Source organism: Desulfoluna spongiiphila, from assembly GCF_900101345.1.
Classification (GTDB): domain Bacteria; phylum Desulfobacterota; class Desulfobacteria; order Desulfobacterales; family Desulfolunaceae; genus Desulfoluna; species Desulfoluna spongiiphila.
In genome coordinates, this window is record NZ_FMUX01000015.1 from 82,374 (window position 1) to 96,312 (window position 13,939).

Sequence of the window (13,939 nt, forward strand, 5' to 3'; positions counted from 1 at the left end):
AGGGGCAAAGCGGAGCGTGCCCATCTTTCACGTATAGAGGAGAGGGCTCCGGCTGTTCTCATGGGATCAAAATATCTTGTCATTGATAGTAAATATGGCCCTGTTTCGCAGTGGTTCAGGGCGAATTTCGTCAGCGAATCATTGCTCAGATAACTACAGGCAAATGTGAATGTCAAGTAAATAGCAGTGAGATATATTACAGAGGAAAGAGATATGGAACTTGGTGGGTTATGTCGTTATTTGCATACGACAAGGTAAGGAATACAGCATTCGACATCGAGGGATGGATACGGGTGTCCCCCGAAGGAGGCATTTGCCCGACAAAAAAAGCCGCCCCCAGCACAAGTGGGGGCGGCTCTAAACCGGGTAGTTCAGGAAAAAGCGATCATACCGCAGCGATTTGACCCGAGGAACGAGGGGCAAATCGCTGCGGCAACAAGCTTTCAAGGTGGCTCACCTTGCCACCGGAGGCATCGCTTTTTGTCGCCCTGGTCTGGGCAAAAACCGTGACACGGTTTCTATGCGACACGCATGGTGGGCACCTCATGGGGAATGATCAGGTCGGCGTCGGTCTTTTCCACCACGTCCTCCACGGTGAGGCCCGGGGCAACCTCTTTCAAGACGAGCCCAGCGTCGGTGACCTCCATCACCGCCATGTCCGTGACGATGAGATTCGCCTGGCCCACGGCGGTCAGGGGAAGGGTGCAGCGCTTGAGAATTTTGGATGAGCCGTTTTTGTTCACATGGTCGGTGGCGATGATCACGCGCTTGGCGCCGGTGCAGAGGTCCATGGCGCCCCCCATGCCCGGAACCATCTTGCCGGGGATGATGTAGTTGGCGATGTTGCCCTCCTGGTCCACCTCAAGGGTACCCAGGACCGTGGCGTCCACATGGCCGCCGCGGATGATGCCGAAGGAGGTGGCGCTGTCGAAGAAGCAGCCGCCCTGCTTGATGGTCACCGGCTTGTTCCCGGCGTTGATGAGATCGGGGTCCTCCTGGCCTTCGGGCGGACAGGGACCGATGCCGATGAAGCCGTTTTCAGACTGGAGAAAGATCTCCACATCGGCGGGGACGTGGTCGGCCACCATGGTGGGCATGCCGATGCCCAGATTCACCACGTCGCCGTCCTTGAACTCCCGTGCGATTCGTTTGACGATCATTTCGCGCTTGCTGATTTTCTCTGCCATGTTGTCTACCCTCCTACCACTGCGTCGACAAAAATACCCGGCAGCATCACGTGGTCGGGATCGATGGCCCCCACGTCCTCCAGATATTCCGCTTCTACAATCACATAATCACAGGCCATGGCCATGAGCGGGTTGAAGTTCTGGGCCGACTTGCGGAAAACAAGGTTGCCCTGTCTGTCCGCCCGGAAGGCCTTGATCAGGGCCACGTCGCCTTTGATGGGCGGCTCCAGGAGAAACTCGCGGCCGTCCACGGTGAGCTTTTCTTTGCCCTCTTCCACATGGGTTCCCACCCCGGTGGGGGTAAGAATCCCGCCAAGGCCGACTCCTGCGGCTCGGATCCGCTCGGCCAGGGTGCCCTGGGGCACCAGGACGGCGTCAATCTTATTCTCGGACATCAGCTTCCCAAACTCTGGGTTAAGTCCCACATGGGATGCATAAAAGCAGGAGGCCATGTCGTTGCGGATCAGCTTCCCCGCCCCTTTACCCGGAACCCCTGCATCGTTGCAGACCACGGTCAGGTCCGTCACCCCTTTCTCGACGACGGCATCCACCAGCGCCTCCGGGGTTCCCACCGTCATAAATCCGCCGATCATCACAGTCATCCCGCTCTCGATCCGCGCCACAGCGTCCTTCATTGTCGTGATTTTGTTCATCCTGCTTATCCTTAAAGTAGCGACCGCGTCATGGTAAACGCCCCAGAAACCCAGGAAAACACCGGCCGTCACAGAAATCGGATCCTGCCGGGCTTGAAAAGGATGGTTTCTAAAACAGGGCTGCATCTCAACGGGTTTCGGACCCTCCGGTAACCGCGGCCAAAATCCGGAAAAGGCCAATGGAGAGTCCTGTATCTCAGAGGGAAAAACACCCCCCGGAAGTCCCGCTGCTCACCCTAACAAGCGTTAGGTAGACACTTATATAGCCACCCCAAAAGCGTATTGTCAAGGGTCTTAAGATGATAGAAGGCTAACCTGTTTTGTACTCATGCCCGTTTTTTCGAAAAGCATGCCTCAAGGGGGCAATCGAAACCACCCGCCTCAAGACAGCGAGACGCCGACAAAAAAAAATTAACCGACCGTAAAAACCCTGCAATTACATGCCAATACTGTGCCAAAATCATGATTTTCTCCAGGTTGATTTTTTTCATGGATACCCTGCTTTTTTCCCTTGACTTTATCCGATCCGTGGCCCTACCCTAACAAACGTTAGGTTTTGTGTCGGCAGCATGCCACCCCATTGACCTGTAACCCAAACCACAAGGATAGCCGTCCATGAGCACCACGACCATATCCACACGCAAGACCATCATCTTCCGTGAAGCCGCCCATCTCTTTCGAGAAAAGGGATACAGCGGCTCCACCCTCCGTGAGCTGGCCAAACGCGCCGGCGTCAAGGGCGGCAGCATCTACCACCACTTCAACTCCAAGCAGGAAATCCTCTTCATGATCATGGAGTACACCATGACCAACCTCATCACCAAGGTCTCCCGGGAGATCGAAGGTGTGGAGAGCCCCCTTGCCAAACTGCGCAGCGCCATTCGCGTCCACGTCGAATACCACACCGTGGATGCCGACGAGACCTACGTGGCCGACGCCGAGCTCCGCAGCCTTGATGTCACCAACTACAAAAAAATCGTTAAAATGCGAGACCGCTACGAGCGGCTCTACAAAGATATGCTTCAGGAAGGGATAGAGAAAGGGGAGCTGGTCGTCGACAACGTCACCATCTCCTCGCGGGCGCTGCTCCAGATGTGTACCGGCATCTCATACTGGTACAACCCGGAAGGCCCCCTCTCCATCAAGGAGATTGCCGACAGCTATGTGGACCTCTTTTTTCACGGGGTCTGCGGCAATGTGGCCAACTGAACCGCCACCGACACCGGCTCAAACTGTTGTACCCCACCTTATGGGGACCATACCGCAGCTATTCAATAATGTAAGGAGTGTGATACCATGTCTTTGGAAGTGATCAAAAACGGCAACCCATTTGGTGCTCACAGGGTGATCGAGCCACGGGATGTCCTGCCCCAACCTGCACAGAAAATCGACAACAATTTAAGCCGTATCTGGGACAACGAACTCCTCATCGACGTCCAGTTCCTCAACATCGACTCTGCCAGCTTTACACAGATCAAAAACGACGTGGGGGCCGACGACGAAAAGATCAAGGCCAGAATCCTTGAAATCGTCGGTGATCGCGGCAAGATGCACAACCCCGTCACCGGCTCCGGCGGCATGCTCATCGGCACCGTCAACACCGTTGGCGAAAAGCTCAAAGAGACCTGCCCCCTTAAAGAAGGTGACCGTATTGTCAGCCTTGTCTCCCTGTCCCTGACGCCCCTTGCCATCGAAGAGATCCTGGAAGTTAAAAAGGAGACCGACCAGGTAAAGGTAAAGGCCAAAGCCGTTCTCTTTGAAAACTCCCTCTACGCCAAGCTCCCGGAAGACATGCCCGAGACCCTGGCCCTGGCGGTTCTTGATGTCTGCGGCGCCCCTGCCCAGACCGCCCGGCTCGTCAAACAGGGCGACACCACCGTCATCATCGGTGCCGGCGGGAAGTCAGGAATCCTTTGCGCCTGGGAAGCCAAACGCCGCGCAGGCGTCACCGGCCGCATCATCGGCGTGGAGTACTCCGATGCAGGGGTGGCCTCACTGAAGGCCCTCGGCATCTGCGACGACGTCGTCAAACTCGACGCCTCGGACGCCCTCACCTGCTACGACACCATCAGCGCCCTCACCGACGGCAAACTGGCCGATGTCATCATCAACTGCGTCAACATCGAAAACACCGAACTGGCCTCCATCATGATGTGCAGGGACAAAGGCGTGGTCTACTTTTTCAGCATGGCGACCTCCTTTACCAAGGCAGCCCTCGGCGCCGAAGGCATCGGCAAGGACGTGGACATGATCATCGGCAACGGCTACACCGCCGGGCATGCAGAAATCGCCTTGAATGTTGTCAGAGAATCAAACGATATCAGAAAGATGTACGAAAAACTTTACGTATAAGATAAAAAAAATACGCCATAGGGACCGCTTCTCCTCCTGCTGATTCTCCTCCCACTCTCCGTCTCCCTCGCGAACTCCCCTCCGGCGTCGGCATAGAATCGTCACTGTCACCTCAACAGCATACAAGAGGGTTTTCACAGCATGAAAGAGTACAAACGTCACGACTACAAGGAAATCGAACTTTACAAGGACGTCCCTGAAGAGGATTGGAACAACTGGAAGTGGCAGCTCCGAAACGTTGTCACCGACATCCCCACCTTGAAAAAAATCATGCCCATCGACGCGTCCATGGAACAGGATCTCGAAAAATGCCTTGAGAAATTCACCATGGCCATCACCCCCTACTACGCCTCCATCATGGAGAAGGACTACCACCGCGGCGTCATCCGACTCCAGGCCGTCCCCTCCATCAACGAACTCCATGTGGCCCCCGATGACCAGGATGACCCCCTGCACGAAGACGTGGACTCCCCGGTTCCCGGCCTCACCCACCGCTACCCCGACCGCGTACTGCTCCTGGTCACCCACATCTGCTCCATGAACTGCCGCCACTGCACCCGGCGCCGCATGGTGGGCGACCACGACACCCACCTCTCCCGGGCGTCCATCGACAAGTGCATCGATTACATCCGCGAGCACAAAGAGGTGCGTGACGTGCTGATCTCCGGTGGAGACCCCTTCACCCTCACCGACGACTCCCTGGAGTACGTCCTCAAAAAGATCCGCGCCATCGACCACGTGGAGATCATCCGCATCGGCTCCCGCACCCCGGTGGTCATGCCCCAGCGTATCACCGACGACCTGTGCAACATGCTGAAAAAGTACCATCCCCTCTACGTGAACACCCACTTCAACCACCCGGACGAAATCACCGCAGATTCCAAGGAGGCCTGCGAGCGACTGGCCAACGCCGGGATCCAGATGGGCAACCAGACCGTCCTCTTACGGGACGTCAACGACTGCCCCAACATCATGAAAAAGCTCATGCACGAGCTGCTTCGCATCCGCGTAAAGCCCTACTACATTTACCAATGCGATCTCTCCATGGGCATCTCCCACTTCCGCACCTCCATCACCAAGGGCATGGAGATCATTGAAAACCTGCGCGGCCACACAACCGGCATGGCGGTCCCCACCTTTGTGGTGGATGCCCCGGGGGGCGGCGGCAAGATTCCCGTGATGCCCAACTACCTGCTCTCCCAGTCCGACCGGCGCTTTGCCCTGCGAAACTACGAAGGGGTCATCACCACCTACACCCAGCCCGAAGAGGTCTTCTCCAACTGCGGGCGCTGCAACATCTGCAAGGAAAACGAGAAGCAGTACAAACCCCTGGACGGCGTGGCAAAACTCCTCTCAGGCGAGAAACTCTACCTGGAGCCCGCCAACCTTCAACGCCGCAAGCGGGACTGATCGTTAAAAAAAACGCCTCCGGCGGCCCTGCCGGGGGCCAACCTTTTAAAAAGGTTGCCAAACAGGATTTTGGTTGTTTCAGCACTAACTTCGCGCTTGCTCTTGCCCGAGGAACGAGGGGCAAGAGCAAGCGCAACCTGGGGTCCAGGGGATCATCCCCTGGCCGCCGGAGGCATCGTCCCTTCATGAAAACGTACTGTTTCATCGGAACCGATAAAAACGCCGGAAAGACAACGGCTTTCAACGCCGTCTATGCCGAACGGGTGCGCAGGGGGCAGACCCTGCTCCTCACCTCCATCGGTATCAACGGCGAGACCACCGATGAATTCGACGGGGGGATCAAGCCCGGTATCCGGGTGATGCCCGGCTCCTTTTTCGTGACGGCCGGAGAGCACCTCACCGGCCACACCGGCAAATACGATACCTGGGCCACCTTTGTGCCGCCGCGTTTTGCAAAGCCCCTGGTACTTGGCCGCTGCACCCTGGCCTTTGACATCCTTTTGGAAGGGCCCAACACCGGAACGGAGCTGTCCCTTTTAAAGGGTGAACTCAAAGGGCTTATCCCTTCCGAAACCATCCTTCTTGTGGACGGCTCCATCGACCGGCAGTTCCTGGCAAGCCCCGATCTCTGCGACGCCTTCTACTTCTCGGTGCTTTTTTCCAAACGAGAGCCCCAGAGACGCAAGGCCGAGGCCTTTCTCTCCGCCCTTTACTTTAAAGGATGCAGCGAGCAGGAAGCCGGGATGATTTCCCAGGTAAAGGGAGAAGCCACCCGCGCCGTTCTCTTTGACAAGGATGGAAACGTGATCCACCACGGAGAGGCCATGCCCTTTGCGGACAAGGCCCTCCACGAAAAACTGGGCAAGCTGGGGGCACGGCCTGCCGTGCTCTACTTAAACGGCGCCCTCACCCTGACCCTGGCCGAGTACCTGGCGCCCCTTAAAGGGCTCACCCTGGTCCTCGACAACATGACCCTCTACCAGAACGTCTCCGCAGGCCCGAAAAAAGCCCTCCTCTTCAAGCCGGAAATTCGCCTCCTTCACACGGTGAAGGTCAAGCGGATCTTCATCCGGGAAGAGGCCCCCTTTGATCGCAGCCTGCTTCCGGCTGACACACACGTTGAAAATCTCTTCAGGGACGGTACCCATGGCATTGGAATTTAGACAGGACCTCATACCCCGCGCGCTCAAGGAGGAGCTGGCCTTCGACGCCTATCTCGCCCTCTTCGATCTGGGCCTGCCCCTGATCCCCTCCACCATCCTGGAGCCCATGGGAAAAGCCGAAGGGGCGGCGCACTTTGAGGCCCTTAACAGGATCGAGGCCGCGTTCTCGCCGGAGACCCTGGCCGAGCTCATTGAGGTGAGCGCAAGGCTTCCCCGCCTGGAGTCTTTGCTACCCCACTTTGAGGGAGCGGGCCTCCAGCAGTTCCATCTCTTTGAGTTGAACCGGTTCCTCACCGTGACGGCAGAGCTCACCGCCCTTGAACAAAATCTGCCCACGGCTTTGGAATCCCACGGGGCCTTAAACGGCATGCGCGAGGCCCTGTCCCGCCATACGGAACGGGAAGGCGCAGCCCTTTCCGTTAACGAGGCCACGGCACGGGTAAAGGAAAAACTGGAAGAAACCGAAAAAGCCCTGCACGAGGAGATCCTGACCCATGAAAAGGCCGTAGAAGACGCCATGGGCCTCCGCATGATCTACCCCTTTCCCAGGGAGATTGAAGGAGGCGGCCCCGTCCTTGAAAAAGCACGCGGCTGTGCCCTCCTCCAGGTCACCGACACCGGAGAGGCCCACCGTGTGGACCACCGCCCCGGGACTTCCCTTTTGGCAAAGGTCGCGGAAAAAGAGGCCCTCACCGTGGAGCTGGAAGCCTGCACCGAAGGCCTCCTGGCTGAAATCAACGCCGAGATGGTTCCTTTTTTCAACGCGTTTTACACTTTGTACGAAGAGCGGAAAAAACGGTGCCATCTCTACACCCTCGTGTTTGTAAAACAGCGGGAGGGGCTTGCCTTCCCCGAATTTGTGGAAGGGTGCCGCTTTCACCTTGAAGAGGGGCGCTCCTTTGCCCTTGCCCTTAAGAAAGGCAGGGACTGCGTTCCCCTCTCCATCGACCTGGGCCCGGGCTCCAATGTGCTCTACGGAGCCAACATGAGCGGCAAGACCACGGTCCTCAAGACCCTCTACTTCCTGCTCACCGCCATCCGCGCGGGCCTTCCGGTACCGGCTGAAGCCATCACCCTGCACTACCCGGAGTCGGTGCGGCTGCTCCTCAAGTCGTCCGGGGACATGGGCAAAGACCTCTCCTCCTTCGGTGAAGAGCTCCAGTTCTTCGCCCGGGAGCCCGAAGAGGGAGCCTTTATCCTGGCCGACGAGCTCTTTCTCTCCACCGACCCGGTAAACGGTGCGGAGCTCTCCCGCATCTTCATCGACAATTACGGCAAGCGCCCCTTGATCTTCTTCTGCACCACCCACTACCCCAGGGTGCTGGAGATGAACACCCCGCGCCTCTTCCGCATGCTCGACGTGGAGTTTGCAGACGAGGCCGGACAAGCCATGGATCTTTCCAACCTGGCGTCCCTGATGCCCTACAGGCTGGAACACATCTCGTCTGAACATGCCGCATCTGCGGTGCGCGCCAACCGCAAGCCCTTAGAACTTGCCCTCTGCTTTCCCCTGCCCGAAAGCATCAAGGCGCGTATCAGAGAAACGGTTGAAGGCACGAAATAACCCGAAGCCGGAGATGTCACACTCGCACCTCTCCGGCGGACCCATGAATCAGGATATGCACTATGGCAACAATTGATTTAAATCACGAGCAGATCGACCGACTGAAGTCCAAGGCAAAAACCATTGCCGATCAGGTCCAATCCATGATCGACCGCTACTCCTCGGTCTCTGTTGAGCGTGCCGTGCTGAGGCTGTACGGCGTGGACGGTGTCAACGAAGAGGGCACGCCCCTTCCCAACCGACTGGTGGAGATCCTCCAGGAGAAAGGCGGCTTGGACGACGGCGTCTCAGGTCACTTTGCCGCCGCTGTCCTGGACTCCGGCCGGGATGCCGTCACCACCGCCGAGCTCATCGAACAGGGCCGCATCGACTTCGGGAACATCACCCGATTCTCCCGTGAGGAGGTGTCTCTCAAAGAGAAGCAGCTCTGCGCCGCCGCCATCAGCCGCCTTGACGCCACCCGCAGGTCCAAGGCCGAAAAGATGGAGAAGTACCCCGAGGGGCCCCAGCCCTGGAAGTACCTTATCGTGGCCACGGGCAACATCTACGAAGACCGCCTCCAGGCCAAAGCGGCGGCGGGCTCCGGCGCCGACATCATCGCGGTGATCCGCTCCACGGCCCAGTCCCTTCTGGACTACGTGCCCTATGGCCCCACCACCGAAGGGTTCGGCGGCACCTTTGCCACCCAGGCCAACTTCAAGATCATGCGCGAAGCCCTGGACGAAGCCTGCGAAGAGAACGACCGCTACATCCGCCTGGTGAACTACGCCTCGGGCCTCTGCATGGCCGAGATCGCCGCCTGTGCGGCCATGGAAGACCTCGACATGCTCTTGAACGACTCCATGTACGGCATCCTCTTCCGGGACATCAACTTAAAGCGTACCTTCATCGATCAGCACTTCTCCCGGCTCATCTGCTCCCGGGCCAAGATCATCATCAACACCGGCGAGGACAACTACCTCACCACCTCCGACGCCGTGGAGAACGCCTACACCGTCACCGCCTCCCAGCTCATCAACGAGGCCATGGGCAAGAACTCCCTGCTCACCGACGACCTGCTGGGCTTAGGGCACGCCTTTGAGATCAACCCCACTATCGAAAACGGCTTCCTCTATGAGCTGGCCCATGCCCAGATCGCCCGGCAGCTCTTCCCCAATGCACCTTTAAAGTACATGCCGCCCACCAAGTACAAGAGCACCGACATCTTCTTCTCCCACTGCATGGACACCATGTTCAACCTGGCCTCGGTTACCACCGGTCAGGGCATCCACCTGGCGGGCATCCTCACCGAGGCCATCCACACACCGCTCCTGCAGGACCGCTACCAGGCCATCGACTCCATCAACTACGTCTTCAACAACGCCCGCGGCTTAGGGGACGAGATCGAGTTCAAAAAAGACGGCATCGTGGCCACGCGTGCCCAGGCTGTCCTTGATGAGGTGGAAGAGTTCCTCACCGAGGTGTGCCAGAAGGGTCTCACTGTCGCCATCAACGAAGGCCGGTTTGCCGATATCAAACGCGCCGACGACGGCGGCAAAGGGCTTGAAGGGGTCTTTGCCAAGGGCCCCTCCTACAAGAACCCCATCCTGGAACTGCTTGAGAAAGAAGGAGTCATCAATGAGTAAGGAGATGATCAAGCCCTATGGCGACACACTGAACGACGGCATTGTCCAGCTGGCCTTCACCCTTCCGGTCAAAGACGGGGCCCGGGCCAAAAAAGCGGCGGAACTCTACGCCGGAAAACTCGGTCTCACCGATGTTTCCGTCTCCTTTTCCAAGGAGATCGCCGAAGGCTTTACCTATTTCGTGGTCTTCGGCAAGGCCCAGCCCGAGCTGGACTTCTCCCAGGTCCATGCCTCCGAGGCCAAGGTGGAGCGCCTGGACTTTTACGAGATCAACAACCTCATCAAGACCAAGCTCAACCGCAAGGTCCCGGTGGTGGGCGCTTCCATCGGCACCGACGCCCATACCGTGGGCATCGACGCCATCATGAACATGAAGGGCTACAACCAGGACTACGGCCTGGAACGCTACCCCGAGATAGATGCCTGCAACATGGGGGCCCAGGTCCCCTGCGAAGAGCTCCTCAAAAAAGCTGTTGAGATGGACGCCGACGCCATCCTCGTCAGCCAGACGGTCACTCAGAAAGACGCCCACATCCGAAACTTCACCGAGATGATCGAACTCCTTGAAGCGGAAAACATGCGGGATCGGTTTGTCCTGCTGGCAGGGGGCCCCCGGGTCACCAACGACCTGGCCGTGGAGCTGGGCTACGACGCGGGCTTCGGCCCCGGCACCGTCCCCTCCCACGTGGGGTCCTTCATCGCCACCCAGCTGGTGAAACGCAAAGGCAGGGAATAAAAGGTTTGCGAATGCGACAACCCTCGTTCCCCGGGTTGTCGCATTCGCTGACGGGCTACGCCCGTGAGAGCAAAAAAGAAACACATCACGTTTATCTGTAGCGATGACGACGTTAATTTAGGAGACAACATGAACACACTAGTAGAATCACTGATCCGAATCAGAATAAGCGCACACGACGCACATTACGCGGGGTCGCTTGTGGACGGAGCACGCATGCTCAACCTCTTCGGAGACGTGGCAACAGAGCTGCTCATCAAGTACGACGGCGACGAAGGCCTCTTCCGCGCCTACGACAGCGTGGAGTTCCTCGCCCCGGTCCGAGCAGGGGATTACATCGAGGCCAAGGGCCGCATCGTCACGGTGGGCGGTACCAGCAGGCGCATGGAATTCGAAGCGTGGAAGGTCATCGCCCCCACCCCCGAACACGGAGAGACCGCCGCAGAGTTGCTTGCCGAGCCTGTTCTTGTCTGCAAGGCAAGCGGCACCTGTGTCACCCCCAAAGAAGCCCAGAGGATTCGCCATGAGTAACGCCCCCCTGATCATCTCGGCAGCCATTGTGGGAGCGGAGCACAGCCGCGACACCTACCCCCACCTTCCCCTGACCCCCGACGAGATCGCTGCGGCCGCGGAAGAGGCCGTAAACGCCGGTGCCAGTATCATCCACCTCCATGTACGCGATGAAAAGGGGCTCCCCACCCAGCGCGTCGACGTGTTTGAAACCGTCACCGAAAAGATCCGCAACCGCTGCGACTGCATCCTGCAGTACTCCACCGGCGGTGCCGTGGGCACCCCCGTTGAGCTGCGCTGCAACCCGGTGGCGTTAAAACCCGACATGGCCACCCTGTCCATGGGCACCATGAACTTCGGTTCCGAGATCTATGAAAACACCGAAGAGACCATCGCCACCATTGCCGGGGCCATCACCGACAACGGCGTCATGGCCGAGCTGGAGGTGTTTGACTTCGGCCAGATCGAAACCGTAACGCGCATGGTCAAAAAAGGCCTGGTCCCGGAGACACACCACATGGACTTTGTCCTGGGGGTTCCCGGCGGCATGTCGGCCACCATCTCCAACCTCGTGATGCTGGTGAACCGCCTCAAAGAGGGCCAGACCTGGGCCGTTGCAGGCTTAGGGCGCGGCCAGCTCCCCATGGCCATGCACAGCATCGCCATGGGCGGCCATGTGCGCGTGGGCATCGAGGACAACATCTATTACCGCAAAGGCGAGCTTGCCGTCTCCAACGCCCAGCTCGTGGAACGCGTGGTAAGAATCGCCCGGGAGTACGACCGGCCGGCGGCCACCGTGACCCAGGCCCGCCAGATCCTCGGTCTGGACAGATAGCAAAAAAAAGGCATCACCCCGCTCTTTGACAATACACAGGACACAACGCTGCCCAAACACTCTGGTCTGTTTCTCTGCGCTGAAGCGGCAGCTCCTTACACGGATGGTCAACCCATTTCAGGCCGCAGATGCCTTGAAATGAGACGATAGCCCCCCCAAACCAACCAAGGAAAGAGAAGGAGAAAGGGAAAAAAATGCAAGACCGCCCAATCTGAAGCAGTCGTTTTACAAGGGTCTCCCTTGGAACAACAACACCACGAACCTGAACATGAAGTGACAAACACGTCGGACAACGAGGTTCGACAGAAACAAAAAACTCCAAGCACAGGTAGGGAAGAGATTTATGTTTTCCGGTTTGTTGAAATTAAGCCCTGTTTTTGTCATGGCAGGCCTGATGATTTCAGGCTTTGATGCTTTGCTCGCAGCCCCCCTTGCGACCATTTATGCTGCCATCGTGGCCTTCGTTACAGAAAAGATGAAGTTTCAGAATATTGTCGATGCCGCCGTCGATAACGTCAAAGAGATGCAACTCGTCTTTTTCATCCTGATGCTCGCCTACGCCATGGCAGAAGCCTTTATGGCCACCGGTGTGGGGGCATCCATCATCACCATCTCACTGCACCTCGGCCTCACAGCCAAGACCGTTGCCGTCACCGGCCTGGTGGTCACCGCCATTCTTTCCGTGGCCACGGGTACCTCCTGGGGAACCTTTGCCGCATGCGCCCCGGTGTTCCTCTGGCTCAACCACATCGTGGGAGGCGACATCGTCCTCACCACCGCAGCCATCGCCGGTGGCGCCTGCTTCGGCGACAACATCGGCCTCATCTCCGATACCACCGTTGTCAGCTCGGGCATCCAGAAGGTGGAGGTCATCGACCGAATCCGCCACCAGGGGATCTGGTCCGTACTCTGCCTTGTGGCCACTGCCGTGGTCTTTTATATGGTCAGCTCCATAATGGGCCTGCCCAATGAAGTGGGCAACGCCTCCGAGGCCATCAGCCAGATTCCCGACACCGTCTGGAGCGCCCTGGCCGAAAAGCGTGCCTCTGCCGTGACCCTCCTTGAGCAGGTCCAAAACGGTGTCCCCCTTTACATGTGCGTCCCCCTTATTCTCGTCCTTGTGGTGGCCATCATGGGCCTTCCCACCCTTGTCTGCCTGGGCATCGGCCTCATCTCCTCCCTGCTTCTCGGCCTTGTGGCCGGTACCGTGGAGTCCGTCCAGAGCTACCTCGACCTCATGTACAGCGGCTTTGAAGGAGCCGGATCCTGGGTCATCGTCATGATGATGTGGGTGGGTGCCTTCGGCGGCATCATGGGCAAAATGCACGCCTTCGAGCCCGTCTCCAGGCTCATCACCACCCTTGCCAGGAGCGTGCGCCAGCTCCTCTTCTACAACGGTGTCCTCTCCATCCTCGGCAACGCGGCCCTGGCTGACGAGATGGCCCAGATCGTCACCATCGGTCCCATCATCCGAAACCTCACCGATGAGAACGTGGAGGCGTCCGAAGAAGAGATGTACAAGCTGCGCCTGCGTAACGCCACCTTCGGCGACGCCCTGGGCGTCTTCGGATCCCAGCTCATTCCCTGGCACGTCTACGTGGGATTCTACGTGGGCATTGCAACGGCCGTGTACCCGCTGCACACCTTCGTGCCCATGGACATCATCAAGTTTAACTTCATGGCCATGATCGCCGTTGGATCCATCCTGCTCCTGACCCTCACCGGTCTTGACCGGCTTATCCCCCTCTTCGGGCTTCCCTCTGAGCCCGACGTCAGCCTCAAAAACAAAGAGAAGTACGCCGGAGACCTCGCCCCTGAAAAAGCGTAGCAGACCCATAGCGGTTTTCGCCCAACAGGCGGCCTGAACAAAAAACGCCCCTTCCACTTCTGTGGACGGGGCGTTT

Annotated in this window: 12 protein-coding genes; 10 read left to right on the forward strand and 2 right to left on the reverse strand. The window is 58.3% G+C overall.

Annotated features, from left to right (window positions below; translation table 11 throughout):
• Positions 1 to 518: 518 nt before the first annotated feature.
• The gene (locus BLQ12_RS18290; protein ID WP_092212751.1) at positions 519 to 1,187 is read right to left on the reverse strand and encodes a 3-oxoacid CoA-transferase subunit B; all 669 of its coding nucleotides are present in this window, start codon (positions 1,185 to 1,187) and stop codon (positions 519 to 521) included.
• Between the two features lie 5 nt (positions 1,188 to 1,192).
• The gene (locus BLQ12_RS18295; protein ID WP_092212753.1) at positions 1,193 to 1,840 is read right to left on the reverse strand and encodes a CoA transferase subunit A; all 648 of its coding nucleotides are present in this window, start codon (positions 1,838 to 1,840) and stop codon (positions 1,193 to 1,195) included.
• A gap of 615 nt (positions 1,841 to 2,455) precedes the next feature.
• On the opposite strand from BLQ12_RS18295, the gene BLQ12_RS18300 reads away from it, so the two are divergent.
• From BLQ12_RS18300 to BLQ12_RS18345, 10 genes are all read left to right on the forward strand, one after another.
• Entirely contained in the window at positions 2,456 to 3,049 is a 594-nt protein-coding gene (locus BLQ12_RS18300; RefSeq protein ID WP_092212755.1) for a TetR/AcrR family transcriptional regulator, read from the forward strand.
• Positions 3,050 to 3,136: 87 nt separating this feature from the next.
• On the forward strand, positions 3,137 to 4,192 hold the full coding sequence (gene kdd / locus BLQ12_RS18305; protein WP_254782079.1) for an L-erythro-3,5-diaminohexanoate dehydrogenase: 1,056 nt from the start codon (positions 3,137 to 3,139) through the stop codon (positions 4,190 to 4,192).
• A 141-nt stretch (positions 4,193 to 4,333) separates the two neighbouring features.
• Positions 4,334 to 5,602, forward strand: a complete 1,269-nt coding sequence (gene kamA / locus BLQ12_RS18310; RefSeq protein ID WP_092212757.1) for a lysine 2,3-aminomutase — start codon at positions 4,334 to 4,336, stop codon at positions 5,600 to 5,602.
• Between the two features lie 185 nt (positions 5,603 to 5,787).
• Positions 5,788 to 6,765 carry a hypothetical protein gene (locus tag BLQ12_RS18315; protein WP_092212759.1) on the forward strand — a complete coding sequence of 326 codons (978 nt, stop codon included), beginning with the start codon at positions 5,788 to 5,790 and terminating at the stop codon, positions 6,763 to 6,765.
• Positions 6,749 to 8,329: a P-loop NTPase family protein gene (locus BLQ12_RS18320; protein WP_092212761.1), complete on the forward strand. Its 1,581-nt coding sequence runs from the start codon at positions 6,749 to 6,751 to the stop codon at positions 8,327 to 8,329. Before BLQ12_RS18315 ends, BLQ12_RS18320 begins: the two co-directional genes overlap by 17 nt.
• Positions 8,330 to 8,391: 62 nt before the next feature.
• Positions 8,392 to 9,954, forward strand: a complete 1,563-nt coding sequence (kamD, locus tag BLQ12_RS18325) for a lysine 5,6-aminomutase subunit alpha (RefSeq protein ID WP_092212763.1) — start codon at positions 8,392 to 8,394, stop codon at positions 9,952 to 9,954.
• Positions 9,947 to 10,690, forward strand: a complete 744-nt coding sequence (gene kamE, locus BLQ12_RS18330; RefSeq protein WP_139164025.1) for a lysine 5,6-aminomutase subunit beta — start codon at positions 9,947 to 9,949, stop codon at positions 10,688 to 10,690. Before kamD ends, kamE begins: the two co-directional genes overlap by 8 nt.
• A gap of 129 nt (positions 10,691 to 10,819) precedes the next feature.
• Positions 10,820 to 11,221, forward strand: coding sequence for a 3-aminobutyryl-CoA ammonia lyase (gene kal, locus BLQ12_RS18335; protein WP_092212765.1), 402 nt, complete (start codon positions 10,820 to 10,822; stop codon positions 11,219 to 11,221).
• Positions 11,214 to 12,035, forward strand: coding sequence for a 3-keto-5-aminohexanoate cleavage enzyme (gene kce / locus BLQ12_RS18340; protein WP_092212767.1), 822 nt, complete (start codon positions 11,214 to 11,216; stop codon positions 12,033 to 12,035). Before kal ends, kce begins: the two co-directional genes overlap by 8 nt.
• A 343-nt stretch (positions 12,036 to 12,378) precedes the next feature.
• Positions 12,379 to 13,863, forward strand: a complete 1,485-nt coding sequence (locus BLQ12_RS18345; protein WP_092212769.1) for a Na+/H+ antiporter NhaC family protein — start codon at positions 12,379 to 12,381, stop codon at positions 13,861 to 13,863.
• Positions 13,864 to 13,939: the final 76 nt, after the last annotated feature.

Coding starts and splice junctions, on each gene's coding strand:
- kamE (WP_139164025.1), top strand. CDS start 9,947: ATGAGTAAGGAGATGATCAAGCCCTATGGCGACACACTGAACGACGGC.
- BLQ12_RS18320 (WP_092212761.1), top strand. CDS start 6,749: ATGGCATTGGAATTTAGACAGGACCTCATACCCCGCGCGCTCAAGGAG.
- kal (WP_092212765.1), top strand. CDS start 10,820: ATGAACACACTAGTAGAATCACTGATCCGAATCAGAATAAGCGCACAC.
- BLQ12_RS18290 (WP_092212751.1), bottom strand. CDS start 1,187: ATGGCAGAGAAAATCAGCAAGCGCGAAATGATCGTCAAACGAATCGCA.
- kdd (WP_254782079.1), top strand. CDS start 3,137: ATGTCTTTGGAAGTGATCAAAAACGGCAACCCATTTGGTGCTCACAGG.
- kamD (WP_092212763.1), top strand. CDS start 8,392: ATGGCAACAATTGATTTAAATCACGAGCAGATCGACCGACTGAAGTCC.
- kamA (WP_092212757.1), top strand. CDS start 4,334: ATGAAAGAGTACAAACGTCACGACTACAAGGAAATCGAACTTTACAAG.
- BLQ12_RS18295 (WP_092212753.1), bottom strand. CDS start 1,840: ATGAACAAAATCACGACAATGAAGGACGCTGTGGCGCGGATCGAGAGC.
- kce (WP_092212767.1), top strand. CDS start 11,214: ATGAGTAACGCCCCCCTGATCATCTCGGCAGCCATTGTGGGAGCGGAG.
- BLQ12_RS18345 (WP_092212769.1), top strand. CDS start 12,379: ATGTTTTCCGGTTTGTTGAAATTAAGCCCTGTTTTTGTCATGGCAGGC.
- BLQ12_RS18315 (WP_092212759.1), top strand. CDS start 5,788: ATGAAAACGTACTGTTTCATCGGAACCGATAAAAACGCCGGAAAGACA.
- BLQ12_RS18300 (WP_092212755.1), top strand. CDS start 2,456: ATGAGCACCACGACCATATCCACACGCAAGACCATCATCTTCCGTGAA.